Origin of the sequence: Moraxella bovis, assembly GCF_002014975.1 — a bacterium.
Lineage (GTDB): Bacteria > Pseudomonadota > Gammaproteobacteria > Pseudomonadales > Moraxellaceae > Moraxella > Moraxella bovis.
Genome location: NZ_MUXV01000002.1, coordinates 50,042 through 66,566, shown reverse-complemented (window position 1 = coordinate 66,566; position 16,525 = coordinate 50,042). Strand labels below are relative to the sequence as shown.

Genomic DNA, 16,525 nt, shown 5'->3' with positions numbered 1-16,525 from the left:
AAGGGGATAAGATGATTGAAATTATGGTTACAGACATCGCCAAATATGACATGGTGCAAATTCTACAAAAGGCAGTACAAGGCGAGCAGGTGATATTAAAGCATGACAATGTGGCAGTTAGTTTAACACCAAATAAGCCACAAGCTGATGAAAGGCAATTGGCATTTGATGAATTTTTTGCCAAAATGAAAGGCAAATTGCCAGCCGATTATGAGTTTAATAGAGATGAATTATATGACCGCCCATAATCACTATTTTATGGATAGTAATATTTTATTATATTCTATTGGTGATGATGACAAACAGCCCATTGCAGAAAAATTATCACGCAATCCTAATGCCGTGATTAGCACCCAAGTATTAAATGAATTTTGTAATGTGGTTTTTCGTAAAAAACTCATGACAGATGATGAATTATTATCATCAATACGATTTTTTAAAAAGTATTTTACCATTATTGACTTAAATAGCGATTTTGTGGTTGATGCTTTGCACATCAAAAAGCGTTATCAATATTCTTATTGGGACAGTTTGCTTATTGCAACTGCTCTATACGCAAACACACCCATTTTATATTCCGAAGATATGCACCACAATCATATCATTGAAAACAAACTTACCATTATCAATCCATTTTATAAGGAAAACCCATGACATTAACCGCCAAATCTACCATTGAATTATCATCACAATCAGGCGATATAAAGATTGCCAATGAGTTGCCATTTGTGTTATTCGGTGGTATGAATGTATTAGAAAGCCGAGAATTGGCATTTGAGATTGCTGAGAGCTATATTGAGATTTGCAAAAAGCTAGATATTGGCTATGTATTTAAGGCAAGTTTTGATAAAGCCAATCGGTCAAGCCTACATTCATTTCGAGGGCCTAGCCTAGATACGGGGCTAACGTGGCTAAACGACATTAAAGAAAAATACGGCGTGCCAATCATCACAGACGTACACGAACCCTACCAAGCCTCCCCTGTGGCAAAGGTGGCGGACGTGCTACAAATCCCTGCGTTTCTCTCTCGTCAAACTGACCTTGTGAGTGCCATTGCTCGCACGGGGGCGGTGATTAACATCAAAAAAGCCCAATTCCTTACTCCGCATGAGATGCGACACATCATTAACAAATGCCTAGAAGCAGGCAATGACAACATCATCTTGTGTGAGCGTGGCACGTCTTTTGGGTATAACAACCTTGTGGTAGATATGCTCGGCTTTGACACGATGAAGGCGATGAACGTGCCGGTGTTTTTTGATGTAACGCACGCCCTGCAAGAGCCAGGGGCGAGAGCAGACAGTGCAGGCGGTCGCCGTCATCAAATCACCACCTTGGCAAGAGCAGGTATGGCAACAGGACTGGCAGGGCTGTTCTTAGAAGCTCACCCTGACCCTGATAAAGCCAAGTGCGACGGTCCTTGTGCGTTGCGACTGTCGCAATTAGAACCGTTTTTACGTCAATTAAAAGAAATTGATGATTTGGTAAAAGGGTTTGAAGTGCTTGATACGCATTAAATAAAAGTTGCAAAGATAATCTTTGGGGATTAAAATGTTATTCTATGGTGTTTTTTCGTTCATTTGGATAATTGTTTTGCTATTATACCATATTTTAACACCCAAAGATTGTCGTGGATTGTTAGATATTTATCGTATAATTAAAGAAAAACCGACTTTAAAAATTGTATCAGCTTTTATAGTTGGAATTATTGTATGGATTTGTTATATTTTCATGATATTTTTATTTTTTAAAAACTATCAAAATGCAATTATTGAAGGGTTTTGAGGATAAGCGTAATCTGTAAGGTGCGTAATACACACCATTTAAAATCCCAAATCTAAATGATGTGTATTACGCACCTTACGTCAAATTTTTTCATTTTAAAAAGGTTTTTTTAAAATGAAAAAATTTCTCTTATTTCCTTTAATGGCAATATTGGCGAGCCATACTTATGCCAATAATAATATTGATACGATTAAACAAATTGTATCATTGGCAGAAAGTGGAGAGATTTTTAATTTAACCAAAACGGCTGAACATTGTAACGCTTAAAGATGAGATTTATAGGGCAGAGCATAAACCTGTGGCGAATCGTAATAGTATTATCTACAATTTTCCAATCAAGACACATCAAGTCATTGAATCTATTTCTTGCGATGTGTCTTTTGGTGGGCTTGGCAATGATGATTTAAGTACCGTCTCTAAAAATGTGAATATTACTTTTAAAAAAGAGCATTACCCAAGTGTTGATGACTTACAAACAGCCTTTGGCGAAAAGTTAATGGCAACAGAGGCGATGGGTTCGCCAAGTTTACAAACAGGGCAAAATGGTTATCGGCAGGGTGTGCGTTATGAAAGGTATCATATTCGCACATCAAATCAGCTGATTTTTGTGGAAAATAATGGCTGTGAATTTTCGGTATCGGGGCGGGCGGACGAGTTTAAATAACAGTTTATGCCAGCCAAAATTTGTGTTATAATCTAGCTAAACTTTTACCCAACCATTAAAGGATTTTGTTATGTACGCTGAAACCACTGATAATGCCATTGAAATCAAAGACATCGTGGCTCGTGAGATTTTGGATTCTCGTGGTAACCCAACCATTGAGGCAGACGTGATTTTGGCGAATGGTGTGTGTGGTCGTGCCGCCGCTCCGTCTGGTGCGTCCACAGGTTCTCGTGAGGCGTTGGAGCTCAGAGATGGCGACAAATCTCGCTATTTGGGTAAGGGTGTCAAAAAAGCGGTGGCAAATGTGAACAGCCAAATCCGCTCAGCTTTGCTTGACAAGGACGTAACCGCCCAAAGTGAGCTTGATAAGATTTTGATTGACCTTGACGGCACCGAAAACAAAGCCAATCTAGGAGCAAATGCCACGCTTGCGGTATCGCTTGCCATTGCCAAAGCAGGGGCAATTGCCAAAAATTTGCCACTTCATCAGTACATCGCCAACTTGCGTGGGCAAACCAGCTTAACCATGCCTGTGCCGATGATGAACATTCTAAACGGTGGGGCTCACGCCGATAATACCGTGGACATTCAAGAATTTATGATTGAGCCTGTGGGCTTTACGTCTTTTTCAGAGGGGCTTCGTGCAGGGACAGAGATTTTCCATAGCCTAAAATCCGTGCTAAAAGCCCAAGGGTTAAATACTGCCGTGGGCGATGAAGGTGGTTTTGCCCCGAACCTGCGTTCTAACGAAGAGGCGATTACCGTCATCATGAAAGCCATTGAACAAGCGGGCTACAAAGCAGGGCAGGATATTTATTTGGCTCTTGACTGTGCGTCTAGTGAGTTTTATAAAAACGGTCAATATGTGCTAGAAGGTGAGGGCAAATCTTACGACAGCCAAGGCTTTTCGAATTATCTGGCAGGGCTTGTGCGTCAATATCCGATTATCTCCATTGAAGACGGTTTGGATGAGAGCGACTGGGACGGCTGGGCGTATTTGACCCGTCAGCTTGGCGATAAAGTGCAACTGGTGGGCGATGACCTATTTGTAACCAATCCAAAAATCCTGCGTGAAGGCATTGATAAAAACATCGCCAACGCCATTTTGATTAAATTTAACCAAATCGGCACATTGTCCGAGACGCTAGACGCCATTTATCTTGCCAAAGAAAACGGCTATGCGACCGTCATCAGTCATCGTTCGGGTGAGACCGAAGATAGTACCATTGCTGACCTAGCAGTAGGTACAGCGGCTGGTCAGATCAAGACAGGCTCGCTATGTCGCTCTGACCGTGTCGCCAAATACAACCAACTGCTACGCATTGAGCAGATGGTAACGGCAAGCTATCGTGGGCGTGCTGAATTCATTGGACTGCGTGGCTGACATGGCAACCCAAAAAACTGATGATGCTTTGTCATCAGACCATCAAACACACAACCAAAAAGTAGGCGTTAGCTTTTCGCCTGCTTTTTTGGGCTATCTGCTACTCATTGTTTTTGGGGCGGTGGTGTTGGCAGGTCTACAGTATCAATACTGGTATGGCGAGTTCGGTCATCATGCGTTTGATGAGTTAAATAATGAACTTGCCAAACAACAAAAAATCAATGCCACCCAGCAAGCGGTCAATGACACGTTACGAATGGATGTCCGTGATTTAAAATCAGGGCTGGGTGCCATTGAAGAGCATGCTCGCCTTGATTTGGGTTTGATTAAGTCAGGCGAGACATTTGTAGAGTTGTCCGTTGCCCCCATGGTGAGTGATAGAGAGATTCCCTATGGCGTGGATGGGGTGAGTGCGACCGAGCCTGTTGATGGACTTATTGATGATGACATGGGCGAGAATGCCTTTACGGGCGTTAGCGGTGATACGGGCGAGTGATGAAACAGACAAGTCCCAACCTACCGATTCACGCACTCATCGTCTCGGCAGGGCGTGGCAGTCGTTTTGGGGCGGATGTGCCAAAGCAGTATTTGACGGTGGCAGGGCGAACGGTGTTAGAGCATGGCGTGGCGTGTTTAAATGTCCCTGCCGTCACTGATTTGACACTCGTGGTTGCCAAAGATGATACGCTGGTATCGTCTTTGGATTTTGAGTTTGACCGCCCTGTTTATCTGACCGAAGGTGGGGCGGAGCGTTTTTTGTCGGTCAAGGCAGGCGTGGATGACATTGCTCGGCGAGCGGTTGGTGATGTGTGGGTGCTTATCCATGATGGTGCCAGACCATGCTTGCCTGCTGATGATTTGACCCGCCTGATTGGTGCGGTGCGTGAGCTTGAACGGCTTGAACAGACGGATGGTAAGTATAACCCAGTAGGAGCGATACTTGCCACGCCTGTGGTTGATACTTTAAAACTTGCTCATGATACCAACAGCTCTGCCTTGACAGGTTGCCAATATATCAATGGTCAGATACATCGCACCATAGATCGTCGTCAGCTTTGGCAAGCCCAGACTCCCCAAGTATTTAGATTGTACGCCTTACAAGCCATGCTTGATAAGGTCATTGCTGATGGGCTGATGATTACCGACGAAGCCAGTGGGTTTGAGCAGTTCGGTCAGTCGGTGGCTTTGGTGCAGGGGTCACGCATGAACATGAAGCTGACTTATTCTGATGATTTGGCGATGATTGAGCTGATGTTACAACATGGCATGGGTTAAGCCTAAGATGTGGGTACGATGTTGATTTGGCTTGTGTTTATTGGTGTGGCGTTGATGGTGCTCGCCACGCTGGATATCTTGCCCAGCCATGACATGACAGCCGTGAGCAGTCAGCTGTTTGGCATGGATACGACTCATGGGATGGGTTTTATGATGATGAGCATGCTCTTGTTGGGGTGTGCTTTTTTATGTTTTAAATTTAATCAATTTCATCCCAAATCCGCTTTTGCCCGAGTGGGGCAGGCTGCCATGCAGGTGCTACTGGTCGGCTTTGTGGTGCTATTATTCATGCTGCGCACCATCAGTACCGAACAGGCGTTTACAAATACTGCTCATGCCATCCCTGAGCTTGGCTATACCATCACCGCCAAAGTGACGGTGCATGAGATTAGTGACAGCGTGTATGACACAGGGAACTATTATCGCCAAAAAGCAGTGCTGTCTGATTTGACATTTGGTGGTGACCGCTTGTTGGATGGCTTTAATGATGTTGGTAAGAATAATAAAGATAGCAAAGATGAGGGCGAGCACACAAGGACAGAGACCCGTAACCCATTTGCTGTTACCGCAGACACACCCGAATCCCATCCGCCCTTGCCCAGTCAGATGACGGTGCTACTCCAAGTGGCAGATGTCAAGGATAATAAGGACGGCTCGAACCGCCATCAGCTTGCCAAACTACATCCTGCCACGACCGCTTACATGACGCTACGTATTACACCCATTACTGCCGACCCCAGTGCGTCAGGCTTTGACAGTCAGCGGTGGCTTCGTACACGCCACATCCATGCCAATGCCCGAGTATTGGCGGTGCGTGATGAGCCGACACCCTTGCCACAGGTCGGCTTGGTGGAGCATTTAGAGCGATTTCGCCATGCGTTACGCACGCATTTTTATAAAGATTGGCATGCTCTTAGTGATGATAAACAGCAAGCCCGAGCGGTCACGCTTGCCCTGCTGACGGGCGATAGGGCATTAATCAGTCGTGCGACCAAAGATTTATACCAGTTTGGCGGTATCAGTCATCTGCTTGCCATCTCGGGCATGCATGTGGTGCTGTTGGCGACGATGTTGAGCTTTGGGGTGTGTTATTTGACCGATAGGTTTTTGCCATATTATCAGCGACTGCCCCGCCATCGCTTGCGACTGTTTGTCATGGTGGGGGCGAGCATGATTTATGCGTTGTTTACAGGCTTTGATGTGCCTGCGGTGCGGACGGTGTACATGCTGTTGGCGGTGGCGGTGGCAGGCTATTTGGCATTGCCTTTGTCGTCGTTGGCGGTGCTGATGTGGGTGGGGCTGGGCATGATATGGCTTGACCCTGTCATGGTGTGGCAAGCGGGGTTTTGGCTGTCCTTTGTGGCGGTGGCACTGCTCATGAGTTATGGCGAGCGGGAGTTTGATGTGCCAGTCATGTCCATAAAAGACCGTCTGGTTGGTTTTTTAAAGTTACAAAGCTATCTCTTTGTTGCCATGCTTCCTGTGTCGCTGTTGTTTTTTGGCAAAGTCTCGCTGTGGGGGCTATTTGTCAATCTGTTTGCGGTGGGGCTGTTTGGGGCGGTCATCGTGCCGATAAATTTGGTGGCAGGGGTGATTTTTGTGGTGTTGCCGAGCCTTGCTGATGTGCTTTGGGGTGTCTCATCGCTGATATTAGCATGGCTTCATCAGCTCCTGACGTGGTTACAGAGCCTAAGTGATGTATGGCTGTATCAGACCACAAGCGTAATGGGTATGGCACTGTTTGCCCTTGGGGTGGCGGTGTGGGTCGTCCCTGTGATTGGGCGGAAGTTTGCATTGGTGCCACTCGTGGCGGTGGCGATGATGGTGTTATTTGCAGATAGACAAATGCCATTTAGCGTGATGGTGTTAGATGGTGATGATAAGGTCAGCCAAGTACTCATCCGTCAGCAAGGGGCGGATAATGGCGATGATGCGGTGTGGCTTGTGTTGTCGGATTTGCAAGATGATAAGGCGGTAGGACATGATAAAGTGGCGAGTGTTCTGCACGACAAACTGCGTCAGCACAGTGTTCGCCATCTGACAGGGGTTATCGTGCAGACCCCAAGCCATCGCATGAGTGATGTGGTGGCAACGCTGGCACAGGATGTGTTTATCCATCGCTATTGGCAGGCGGGGCAACCTACAAACACCGTGCAGGGCTTGCCCATGCAGACGTGTGGGGTAGGGCGATCATGGTCGGGGCAGGGGCTTAGCATATCGGCAATGACAGGCTGGCAGATGATAGATGATGAGCGGGTGTGGGGCTGTACCATCATTGTTGAGAGCGAGCTGATGCCTGCCATCATGGGTGGTATCCATCATGATTATGGCGATGATGGTCGTGATGACCAAAAAAGCGAGCGGGCAGGCTCACGGCTTGTCATTAACGGGGCAATCCATGAGTATGCGTGGCACATGTATGAGAGTATGTGCCATGATGAACAGGTGCATGCCGATGTGTGGTTCGGACACAGTCGCCATGCTGTAAGTGGGACGGTGTTGGCACAAACTTTGCCATCACGGTTTGTTTTTACTGACAAAGATACAGCGGACAACCGTGAGCGAGCTGAGCTGATGATGATAGAGCTTGGTGGTCAGTAGACGCGCCCTTAACAAATTGATAAAATTTAAGGCGAGCATTTGGCAATATTTGTGTTAAAATAACCCTTGTAAAATTTAAAATCATCTAAAACCGACCGCACGGTTTTAACTTGGATTTTTAAAAGGGTGTGTTGAACTTTTGTATTTGCAATGAAAAATGAGAAAAATCGCCCGTTTTTCAAGGAAAAAACGTAGGCTGATAGTCATTCTATCAGGCAAGTTTTTGACGATGAAAAACAAGATTTAGCCATTTTTCATGCAAAAACGATTAGTTTTTCTAAAATATGTCTATATTGTAAATAGTGTTATAAAGGTTCAACACGCCCAAGTTAAGTCAGGAAAATACATCATGGCATGGCCACCAAATCCCAATAAAGACAACTTAAACGAACGCTCAAACCCAGCACCACAAACACCGCCCAACCAATACAGCGGTCAAGAGTGGCGACTGCTAGAAAAAACACTCATGGCAAGTCTTGATGAGCAAAGAAAAGCTCGCCGTTGGGGGATATTCTTTAAATTGCTCACGTTCGGCTATATCGTTTTTATCATCGCCGTCATGGGGCGTGGGTGTAGCACTGCCAGTAGCACGATGCCACTAGAAGCGAACTCGCCCCATTTGGCGGTGGTGGAAGTCAATGGCGTGATTGCCAGTGACAGCGATGCTAATGCTTATGACATCAGCTCAGCACTGACCGAAGCCTTTGAAAATCCCAATGCTAAAGCTGTCGCTCTTGCCATCAACTCTCCTGGGGGCTCGCCCGTGCAGTCGGACGAGATTTGGCAGACCGCCATGGAGCTACGTAAAGAAAACCCTGACAAAAAACTCTATGCCGTCATCGGCGACATCGGGGCGAGTGGGGCGTATTATATCGCCAGCTCTGCCGATGAGATTTGGGTGAATCCATCAAGTCTGGTCGGCTCTATCGGGGTCATCATGTCAAGCTACAACACCGAAGAGCTGATGAAAAAAATTGGTGTCCAAGACCGCACCATGACATCGGGGCAGTACAAAGACATCCTATCCATGTCTCGCCCCATGACCGAAGACGAGCGGATACACGTCCAACAACTGCTTGACACCACGCACCAAAACTTCATCGATGCAGTCAAAGAAGGGCGTGGCGATAAGCTCAAAAATGCCGAACAAAACAACGTGTTTAGCGGTCTGTTTTGGACGGGCAAAGAGTCGCTTAAACTGGGACTTGCCGACAAAGCAGGCGGTATTAGCAAGCTAGAAAAAGAGCTGGGCGTTGAGCATTCGGTAAATTACACCTATGTAGACCCTATGCGTAAGGTCTTTGACCGTCTTGGCGTGCAAATCGGCAAAGGTTTAGGTCAGGGCGTGCAAATGAGCATTGCAGAAAACAGCCAAAGCAAATTGCAATGATGATAAAGACAAAATAAAAAACCAAAAAGGGCATGATTGCCCTTTTTTATTGTCTTGATTTAGATTTAGTCTTGCCAATTGTACTCAAACGTCTACGACAAGGTGGTTAAAAAAATAAGTTGTTACACCCAAGAAACTTTAAAATTACTACAAATACAATGATGTGTGGACGTAGGGGCGTGCTGAATATCATCAAAGGGTGTGCTCAGCACACCCCTACAAACCCGTGGTAAATATCAAGTTGGTTGGGTGTAACGATACCTATTTTCATTAAATCAAGCCTTGTTATCAAATTTAACAAAATAAAATAACAAGCACAATTAAGCGGTGCAAAATGCCATAAAGTTTTGTACAATACGTCATCTTTGGGTATCTTTGGGTCGGACAAACCGTCATGATTTTAAAAGCATTTTTGATTATTTTTGGGTGTGTGTTTTTGGGTGAGATTTTTATCGCCCTAACAGGATTGTCCTTGCCCCCGAGCGTGATTGGGCTGATTATTCTATTTGGGGCGTTGCAGGCAGGCGTGATTAAGTTAGAGACGGTGCAGAGCCTTGCCAAGACCTTACTGGACTATTTGGTGTTAATGGTTGTGCCTGCCTGTATCTCCATCACGCAGTATCTGGACATCATTCGGGTGGATTTGGGGGTGCTTATCGGGGCGACTGCCATCAGTACATTGATGGTACTGATTGTGACGGGCAAATCCTACGAGTGGCTACGGCACGCCCAAAAAGCCAGACATCAAGGACGAACAAATCAAGGGGGTAGCTCATGAATACCGACCTGTCAGAGCTGTTAAACAGTCCCTTTTTTCTGCTATTTATGCTCATCGCTGTCTTTCATGGCTGTATGCACATCAAAGCCCGTTTTAAAAATCAGCTCATCAACTCCACACTCATCACAACCATCGTGGTTATCATCTTACTAAAAGTGCTAAATATAGAGTGGGCGAGCTTTGAGCAGGCGAGTCGTCAGCTGACCTTTTGGTTACAGCCTGCGGTTGTGGCACTTGCCATTCCGCTTTATGTTCAGTGGCAAAAAATCCGCTCGCAGTGGTTTCCTATTATCATCTCACAACTGCTAGGCTCGCTCACGGGTATTATCTCAGGGGTGTGGCTTGTGCGTCTGATGGGGGGCAGTGAGCAAAGTGCCATCGCCATCGCCCCCAAATCTGTCACCATGCCGATTGCCATCGAGGTCACCGATAAATTAGATGGGGTGATGGGCATTACCGCCAGTACCGTACTCATCGCAGGTGTGGTGGGACAGATGATGGGCATAGGCGTGCTGTTATTTGTCAAATCCACTCATCCTATGGCGTGGGGGTTATCCATGGGGACAGCGTCGCACGCCCTTGGTACGGTGCGTGTCATGCAGATGGGGTCAAGGTTTGTGGCGTATGCGACAGTGGGGCTGATTTTAAATGGTATTTTAACGGCATTTTTAGCCCCTGTGATTGTGCCGTGGTTGCTTTAATGATTGGGTCTTATGAAAAAAATTTTGTTATTGGATATTGAAAATGTGACTGTAAAAGCGGATGAGATTTTTGCTTTTTGCCAAAAATATGATAGGGTTTATGTGAGTTTTGCAAAAACCCCTGCTATTTTTGCATTGCAAGATATTGAGTTATTGAGTAAGTTGCTAAATTATAAGCTGTTTTTAATTACAATGACAGAGAATAAAAAGAGCAATGGTGCTGATTTTGGCTTGGCATTTTATGCAAGGGTGTTAAGTGGTCAATTTAAGCCTAATAAAACAAAATTCTATATTTTGTCTAGTGACAGAGATTTTGAACATATTGCTAGACTGCTTCAAAAAAAGTCATTTAAGGTTAAGCAAGTCACCAAAGAGCAATATATTATGCATAAAAATATTGACAATGGACTTATGCCAAAATTGACTGAATTTAAAAAGAATATCTATCTACATGACATTAAGCATTTATGTGATATTTGGACTAAGGAGAATAACAATCGCCCTGCTAAAATAAAAACATTAAAAAAAGACATTTATCAAAAATTAAAATTGACAGATGAGAGTGTAGACAGAATATTTGAGTTGCTACAAGAATATAAAATTGTCCATGTGAATCATACCAAGATAGGCTACAATCAAGGTCACATCAAAAATTGGTCGGCTCTTGATACTGTTGATTATCAGCCAGATAGAATGACGTTAAAATTACGCAAAAAAGAGTTGGCTCTGCCACCCAAAGTGGAATATATTTTGGGTGATATGTCCTTGAAAAGATTGAAAATCATCTGTGATTTATTGTTTTTGTTAAAGAAAAAGCCAGCAACCATAAATGAATTTTCAGAATGGCTAAAAGAAGAGTTGATGATTGAACATGTTTTTAGCGTGCAAAATATCATCAATACAATGCAACCTTATTGTGTTATCGAAAAAAGAAATCATCAGATTATTTTTGATAAACACAAGATAGATAATTAACCAAGACAGGTAGGATAAATATGGGAAATGGTGGGGGTGGCTGGGGTAAGTTGGGATAGGATTTCATAAATGTAAGGCAAAGACAAATTAAACTTTTGCACCAGCTCAAAATGATTATCGCCCTTAAACGCTTCCCAAATCGCCAAATCCCTCTCGTGGTATTGCCAAGCGTTGTGCTTGGTAACATAAAACATAGAACCACCCCCTTTTGCAAACACACCCACGCTGGTAAAACAATGTGCCAAACAAATCGCTCGCTATGCCTTGTACGAACGCCGTCCAGAAGGCTTTGAGTTGCCCCCTGCGGTGGTGGACGGTCGCAAAGTCGCCATTAAAAATCTTGAAAATATTAGGGACGGCAAGGTCAGTCTTGGTGTGCCTGACACCCTAAACAATGCCAAAGCCATTTTAAACGATGACGGCGAATTTCATATCCGAGTTCGCCCAAGTACCCAAAATGGCTCGGTGTTTAATAATGCCTTGTTGGACAATTTTTAAATGAATACTTTGCAAAAATTACCGTCATTTAGTCTTACCAAAGACATTGCCACAGGCATTGTAGGGCAGTTAAAACAAGGCGTAGGCAATGAGCTTGCGGTAAGTTTTTATCCAGAAAAGCCGACAAGCTACCGCCTAAACCACACCAATGGGGCTTTGCTTGTCAGTTATGGGCGGTGAGAATTGGGCGAGAATTAATATTAATAGAGTGAATGACAATTTCATCAGAATAGGAAATACGCTTTTGGTTAAAGGTGGCGTCATGAGACTAAAAGATAAATTAGCAGAGTTTGTCACATTGGGTCAAAAAAAAGATAAACAGGTTGATGAGACAGAATATTTAGATATTGCTAAATCAGTTTTTCCTAACGAGGATGATAAAATTTTAATGCAGTTAGCCATTTGTCAGGGCTGGGTTATTATGAAAGATGATGGCGTTGTTTATAGTGACTTCATTTCTTAAAAAAGACCGCCAATACTTTGACGGTCTAGGTGATTTGTGACAATATTAATTGGCAGGTAGTTTTTGCAGTGCCGAGATACGCTCATCCAATGTCGGGTGTGTGCGGAACAGATTGGCAATGCTAAATCCTTGGGATTGACCGCTAGAAATGGCAAAGGCTTTCATGCTCTCTGGCATTTGATCGGGGAGAGCTTCGGCAGGACGTAGGGCGTTTAGGGCGCTAATCATCTTGTCACGGCTGGCAAGTTTTGCCCCCATCTCGTCGGCACGGTATTCACGCAAGCGAGAGAACCACATGACGATGGCACTTGCCAAAAAGCCAAGCAAGATGTCCATAACCATACTGGTTACAAAGTAGCCGATACCAGGGGAGTCGCTTTCGTTTTTAAAGACCACTTGGTCCACAAATGAGCCGATGATACGGGCAAAGAACATGACAAAGGCGTTCACCACACCTTGAATCAAGGCAAGCGTTACCATGTCGCCATTGGCAATGTGTCCGATTTCGTGAGCCAATACCGCTTCGACTTCATCGGCGGTCATGGTGTGTAGCAGTCCTGATGAAACAGCGACTAGGGCAGAGTTTTTGTTCCAACCTGTGGCAAAGGCGTTGGGTTGGGCATTGTCAAAAATACCCACTTCGGGCATGCCAATACCGACAGCTTTGGCTTGTTTGGCGACGGTATCCACAAGCCACTGCTCGGTGGCGTTACTGGGACGTTCAATGATGACCGTACCTGTGGATTTTTTTGCCATCCATTTTGACAAAAATAAAGAAACCATTGAGACAATCATGCCATAGCACAGGCATAAGATGGCAAGCGAAGCATATTGAAGTCCGCCCGGTCCATGCACACCGCCCAATCCAAAGACTCTACTTAGGATAAAAAAGGCGATACCTGCCACGACCATGACGGCGACGTTGGTGAGTAAAAATAAACCAATGCGTAACACGGTAAATTTTCCTTAAAATAAAAGTTGCAAAATAAAAATGCCCCCATTGGCATTACTGCTATTATGGGGTATAACGTTAAAAATTTAAATGGTAGTTGTGTAACTGATTGATTATTTTTACAAAAATTAGATATTTTTTAAAATAAACCAGTTACAAGCACATTATTTATGGATATAAATACGTCCTGAACCACTACCAACACTGGGGTTTTGCGGAGTGGCGTAGTTATTATTTGGGGTGGTGTAAGTAATGCTGACATTTTGAACGCCTGACGAGCTGGGTACTTGCAAGGTGGTCGGGGCGGGCGTGGTAAAGTTTTGGTTCATTGCCAAGTGCGTGCCACCCCCGATAATACCCGTATCATGGCGATAGAGACTGGCATAACGGCTGTTTACCGAGCGGACGTAATTTTGAGTTTCCCGAAATGGGGGAATGCCACCATGTTTGCGGACATTGCCCAATCCTGCATTGTAGGCGGCGACGACATGGTCACGGTTGCGAAATTGGCGTTGTAGCCATGCAAGATATTTTACCCCACCTTCGATGTTTTGGATGGGGTCCCAAGCGTTACTTACGCCCATGTCTCGGGCAGTACTGGGCATGAGCTGCATAAGTCCCATTGCCCCCACAGGTGAGCGAGCGTTCGGGTTAAAGGCAGATTCGGTGTGAATGATGGCTTTGACAAGGGCAGGGTCTACGCCATGACGAGCAGCGGCGGCACGGATTAAGTGGTCGTAGGCGTTACGGTTGGCACTGCGACTGGGTGTGGCGGCGGTCGTTGGGTTGTAGGTGCTAGGGATGTTGCCATTGGAGTGTAATTTGGTGTCAGGGTAATAGGTAACACTGATTTGGGTGAATTTTTTGGCGCCACTGGCGTTTTGTTGAACATTGGTCAAAAATTTTTGTCCGTTATCGCCATCTTCGTAGACATAGATGGTGTTGGCTGTGGCATGTGTGACAACAGCAGAGAATAGGGCGACGAGCAGTAGGGGACTTAAAAGAATGTTGGTCATGGTCTTTTGGTTGTTAAGATGGTAAATACCTTAATTATAACACAAAAATTTATTTTTTAAAAAATAAAACCAAGATTTTTTATCTTGGTTTTATCTCTGTTTTTATGCCAACCTGTCTGTTTTATGGCTGATGATTAACCAAAGACTTTTAGGCGTTCTGCCACAGGGACAAACGTTTTCTCGCCAGCAGGGGCAACAATACCGCCAAAGACCATTTGGGCGACCAGTTGCCAGTTGCTAGGCACGTCCCATTCGCTTGCCACGAAGTCATTAATGAGTGGGTTGTAGTGCTGTAAGTTGGCACCGACATTAGCGGAAGCTAGGGTTGTCCAGATGGCGTACTGCACCATGGCATTGGCGTGACCTGCCCAGATGGGGAAGTTGTCGGCATAAGCAGGGAATTGTTCTTGCAAGCCTTTGACCACGTCGGTATCTTCAAAAAACAGCACCGTGCCTGCCCCTGCTTTAAAGGCGTTTAATTTGTCTTGGGTGGGGGCAAAATTCTCGGCAGGTACGATAGCACGCAAAATTTCGGTGGTGGCATCCCACAGTTTTTCGTGTTCAGCCCCGTGTAGCACCACAAGGCGAGTGGACTGTGAGTTAAAGGATGATGGTGTATGTAGTAGGGCGTGTTCGACGATTTGGTCGATTTGTATGCTGGTTAGGGGGCTATTCTTGTCTAGGGCATAGATAGAACGACGAAGTTCGGCGGTGGCTTGTAGGGTTTGAACAGACATGGGCATTCCTTATGTTAAGAATGAATAGAATGGGATTTATTATAAATTAAAATAATAAGAAAACAATAGCCATTTTGTTAAAGGTTTGTTTCTTATTAAGAAAAGGTTTATAATGGTAAAATGGTTTTGTTAAGCACACACAATAAACTTTAAAATTACTACAAACACAATGATGTTTGGATGTAGGGGCGTGCTGAGCACGCCTTGCATGGTAATGCCATCAAAGGGTGTACTCAACATACCCCCCACAAAACCTATGGCAAAATATCAAGCAATCAATAACAAAGAACCCTAACATGGACACACTTACCAGTATCAAAGTTTTTCATCAAGTGGTTTTGACAGGCAGTTTTACCAAATCTGCCGACAGCTTAGATATGTCGGTGGCGATGACCAGTAAGCACGTCGCTCATTTAGAACGCACGCTTGGCACCAAGCTGTTACACAGAAACAGTCGCAACATTCATCTGACCGATGCAGGCGAGCAGTATTACCGTGAGTCGCTGTATGCCTTGGAACTGTTAGACAGTGCCAAAGAGACCGCCCAAGGGGCAACCGATGGCGTGCGTGGCATGTTAAAAATCACCATGCCCAGATGGTTTGCCAATCCCAAGATGGCAGGCTATTTGAGTGAATTTCAGGCACGTTATCCTGACGTGACTTTAAATGTCTCGCTGTCTAATCAGTTCGTGGATTTGGTGGCGGATGGTTTTGATTTGGCACTGCGAATCACTCATGACCCCAAGCTGTCTTTGATAGCTCGCCCTTTGACACGCATGGATTTTTATCTGGTGGCAAGCCCTGATTATCTGTCACGCCATGGCACGCCGACCACGCCCGATGAACTAAACGACCCTGCTTGTCATCGGGTGATATTGCCAACGTATGTCAAAATGGACAGCGTGTCCATTTATCATCACGCCACGCAAGCGGAATTTGTACTAAACCTCAAGCCGTCCATGTACAGTAATGACACACCCATGATTAGTGAGCTGGTACGGGCAGGGGCAGGTATTGGCTATGCCCCAAGCTGGCTTGTTGAGCATGATTTGGCAGATGGGCGACTGGTGCGACTGCTTGCTGATTATGAGCTGTTGTCGGTCACGCTCTATGCGGTGTATGTGGATAGGGCGTTTTTGAGTGCCAGAGTACGGGCGTTTATTGATTTTATGGTGGAAAAATTGGATGGTTAGAATTTAGCCATCTTTCATGCAAAAATAGATTAAAATTTTTAAAATTTACTTCAATCTCAACTTAAAATATTAACTTATTGATTTTTCAATGATTATTTTCGGGTTGTAGGGGC

21 protein-coding genes are annotated in these 16,525 nt (G+C 45.0%); 17 read left to right on the top strand and 4 right to left on the bottom strand.

Going from position 1 to position 16,525, the window contains the following annotated elements:
- Positions 1-11 precede the first annotated feature (11 nt).
- From B0182_RS00515 to B0182_RS00455, 13 genes are all read left to right on the top strand, one after another.
- Positions 12-248 carry a hypothetical protein gene (locus B0182_RS00515; protein WP_029102036.1) on the top strand — a complete coding sequence of 79 codons (237 nt, stop codon included), beginning with the start codon at positions 12-14 and terminating at the stop codon, positions 246-248.
- Entirely contained in the window at positions 235-654 is a 420-nt protein-coding gene (locus tag B0182_RS00510) for a PIN domain-containing protein (RefSeq protein ID WP_158079581.1), read from the top strand. The genes B0182_RS00515 and B0182_RS00510 overlap by 14 nt, the downstream gene beginning before the upstream one ends.
- Positions 651-1,517 carry a 3-deoxy-8-phosphooctulonate synthase gene (gene kdsA, locus B0182_RS00505; protein WP_078273073.1) on the top strand — a complete coding sequence of 289 codons (867 nt, stop codon included), beginning with the start codon at positions 651-653 and terminating at the stop codon, positions 1,515-1,517. The genes B0182_RS00510 and kdsA overlap by 4 nt, the downstream gene beginning before the upstream one ends.
- 382 nt (positions 1,518-1,899) lie before the next feature.
- Positions 1,900-2,052 carry a hypothetical protein gene (locus B0182_RS14110; RefSeq protein ID WP_158079580.1) on the top strand — a complete coding sequence of 51 codons (153 nt, stop codon included), beginning with the start codon at positions 1,900-1,902 and terminating at the stop codon, positions 2,050-2,052.
- Between the two features lie 31 nt (positions 2,053-2,083).
- Entirely contained in the window at positions 2,084-2,449 is a 366-nt protein-coding gene (locus B0182_RS00495) for a hypothetical protein (RefSeq protein ID WP_078273071.1), read from the top strand.
- A 70-nt stretch (positions 2,450-2,519) separates the two neighbouring features.
- On the top strand, positions 2,520-3,833 hold the full coding sequence (gene eno / locus B0182_RS00490; RefSeq protein ID WP_078273070.1) for a phosphopyruvate hydratase: 1,314 nt from the start codon (positions 2,520-2,522) through the stop codon (positions 3,831-3,833).
- An 88-nt stretch (positions 3,834-3,921) separates the two neighbouring features.
- The gene (locus B0182_RS00485) at positions 3,922-4,329 is read left to right on the top strand and encodes a septum formation initiator family protein (protein ID WP_407662297.1); all 408 of its coding nucleotides are present in this window, start codon (positions 3,922-3,924) and stop codon (positions 4,327-4,329) included.
- A complete protein-coding gene (ispD, locus tag B0182_RS00480; protein ID WP_078273068.1) occupies positions 4,329-5,108 on the top strand; it encodes a 2-C-methyl-D-erythritol 4-phosphate cytidylyltransferase in 780 nt (259 codons plus the stop codon). The genes B0182_RS00485 and ispD overlap by 1 nt, the downstream gene beginning before the upstream one ends.
- Before the next feature lie 18 nt (positions 5,109-5,126).
- Positions 5,127-7,709, top strand: a complete 2,583-nt coding sequence (locus B0182_RS00475) for a ComEC/Rec2 family competence protein (RefSeq protein WP_078273067.1) — start codon at positions 5,127-5,129, stop codon at positions 7,707-7,709.
- 349 nt (positions 7,710-8,058) lie between these two features.
- On the top strand, positions 8,059-9,099 hold the full coding sequence (gene sppA / locus B0182_RS00470) for a signal peptide peptidase SppA (RefSeq protein ID WP_078273066.1): 1,041 nt from the start codon (positions 8,059-8,061) through the stop codon (positions 9,097-9,099).
- 394 nt (positions 9,100-9,493) lie between these two features.
- On the top strand, positions 9,494-9,877 hold the full coding sequence (locus tag B0182_RS00465; protein ID WP_078273065.1) for a CidA/LrgA family protein: 384 nt from the start codon (positions 9,494-9,496) through the stop codon (positions 9,875-9,877).
- Positions 9,874-10,578 (top strand): LrgB family protein, encoded by a 705-nt coding sequence (locus B0182_RS00460; RefSeq protein ID WP_078273064.1) that lies wholly within the window; start codon positions 9,874-9,876, stop codon positions 10,576-10,578. The genes B0182_RS00465 and B0182_RS00460 overlap by 4 nt, the downstream gene beginning before the upstream one ends.
- 12 nt (positions 10,579-10,590) lie before the next feature.
- Entirely contained in the window at positions 10,591-11,553 is a 963-nt protein-coding gene (locus B0182_RS00455; RefSeq protein ID WP_078273063.1) for a PIN domain-containing protein, read from the top strand.
- Here B0182_RS00455 and B0182_RS00450 read toward each other — a convergent pair.
- A complete protein-coding gene (locus B0182_RS00450; protein ID WP_280522572.1) occupies positions 11,550-11,771 on the bottom strand; it encodes a Mor transcription activator family protein in 222 nt (73 codons plus the stop codon). The two genes, B0182_RS00455 and B0182_RS00450, sit on opposite strands and share 4 nt — an antisense overlap.
- Here B0182_RS00450 and B0182_RS00445 point away from each other — a divergent pair.
- The 3 genes from B0182_RS00445 to B0182_RS00435 all read left to right on the top strand — a co-directional run bounded on the left by B0182_RS00445 (position 11,746) and on the right by B0182_RS00435 (position 12,514).
- A complete protein-coding gene (locus B0182_RS00445) occupies positions 11,746-12,051 on the top strand; it encodes a phage protein Gp36 family protein (RefSeq protein ID WP_078273061.1) in 306 nt (101 codons plus the stop codon). The genes B0182_RS00450 and B0182_RS00445 overlap by 26 nt on opposite strands.
- Positions 12,052-12,231, top strand: a complete 180-nt coding sequence (locus tag B0182_RS00440; protein ID WP_078273060.1) for a hypothetical protein — start codon at positions 12,052-12,054, stop codon at positions 12,229-12,231.
- Between the two features lie 82 nt (positions 12,232-12,313).
- Positions 12,314-12,514 (top strand): hypothetical protein, encoded by a 201-nt coding sequence (locus B0182_RS00435; protein ID WP_143821626.1) that lies wholly within the window; start codon positions 12,314-12,316, stop codon positions 12,512-12,514.
- A gap of 45 nt (positions 12,515-12,559) precedes the next feature.
- Here the strand turns inward: B0182_RS00435 and htpX are convergent, their stop codons facing one another.
- From htpX to B0182_RS00420, 3 genes are all read right to left on the bottom strand, one after another.
- Positions 12,560-13,468: a protease HtpX gene (gene htpX, locus B0182_RS00430; protein ID WP_078273058.1), complete on the bottom strand. Its 909-nt coding sequence runs from the start codon at positions 13,466-13,468 to the stop codon at positions 12,560-12,562.
- Between the two features lie 162 nt (positions 13,469-13,630).
- Positions 13,631-14,482 (bottom strand): lytic transglycosylase domain-containing protein, encoded by an 852-nt coding sequence (locus B0182_RS00425; RefSeq protein ID WP_078273057.1) that lies wholly within the window; start codon positions 14,480-14,482, stop codon positions 13,631-13,633.
- A 134-nt stretch (positions 14,483-14,616) separates the two neighbouring features.
- A complete protein-coding gene (locus B0182_RS00420) occupies positions 14,617-15,219 on the bottom strand; it encodes a nitroreductase family protein (protein WP_078273056.1) in 603 nt (200 codons plus the stop codon).
- Positions 15,220-15,515: 296 nt separating this feature from the next.
- Between B0182_RS00420 and B0182_RS00415 the strand changes: the two genes are divergently transcribed.
- Positions 15,516-16,412, top strand: coding sequence for a LysR family transcriptional regulator (locus B0182_RS00415; RefSeq protein ID WP_078273055.1), 897 nt, complete (start codon positions 15,516-15,518; stop codon positions 16,410-16,412).
- Positions 16,413-16,525: the final 113 nt, after the last annotated feature.

Coding starts and splice junctions, on each gene's coding strand:
- B0182_RS00455 (WP_078273063.1), top strand. CDS start 10,591: ATGAAAAAAATTTTGTTATTGGATATTGAAAATGTGACTGTAAAAGCG.
- B0182_RS00460 (WP_078273064.1), top strand. CDS start 9,874: ATGAATACCGACCTGTCAGAGCTGTTAAACAGTCCCTTTTTTCTGCTA.
- B0182_RS00435 (WP_143821626.1), top strand. CDS start 12,314: ATGAGACTAAAAGATAAATTAGCAGAGTTTGTCACATTGGGTCAAAAA.
- B0182_RS00440 (WP_078273060.1), top strand. CDS start 12,052: ATGAATACTTTGCAAAAATTACCGTCATTTAGTCTTACCAAAGACATT.
- B0182_RS00415 (WP_078273055.1), top strand. CDS start 15,516: ATGGACACACTTACCAGTATCAAAGTTTTTCATCAAGTGGTTTTGACA.
- B0182_RS00515 (WP_029102036.1), top strand. CDS start 12: ATGATTGAAATTATGGTTACAGACATCGCCAAATATGACATGGTGCAA.
- B0182_RS00425 (WP_078273057.1), bottom strand. CDS start 14,482: ATGACCAACATTCTTTTAAGTCCCCTACTGCTCGTCGCCCTATTCTCT.
- B0182_RS00420 (WP_078273056.1), bottom strand. CDS start 15,219: ATGTCTGTTCAAACCCTACAAGCCACCGCCGAACTTCGTCGTTCTATC.
- B0182_RS00465 (WP_078273065.1), top strand. CDS start 9,494: ATGATTTTAAAAGCATTTTTGATTATTTTTGGGTGTGTGTTTTTGGGT.
- B0182_RS14110 (WP_158079580.1), top strand. CDS start 1,900: ATGAAAAAATTTCTCTTATTTCCTTTAATGGCAATATTGGCGAGCCAT.
- sppA (WP_078273066.1), top strand. CDS start 8,059: ATGGCATGGCCACCAAATCCCAATAAAGACAACTTAAACGAACGCTCA.
- B0182_RS00475 (WP_078273067.1), top strand. CDS start 5,127: ATGTTGATTTGGCTTGTGTTTATTGGTGTGGCGTTGATGGTGCTCGCC.
- B0182_RS00510 (WP_158079581.1), top strand. CDS start 235: ATGACCGCCCATAATCACTATTTTATGGATAGTAATATTTTATTATAT.
- ispD (WP_078273068.1), top strand. CDS start 4,329: ATGAAACAGACAAGTCCCAACCTACCGATTCACGCACTCATCGTCTCG.
- eno (WP_078273070.1), top strand. CDS start 2,520: ATGTACGCTGAAACCACTGATAATGCCATTGAAATCAAAGACATCGTG.
- kdsA (WP_078273073.1), top strand. CDS start 651: ATGACATTAACCGCCAAATCTACCATTGAATTATCATCACAATCAGGC.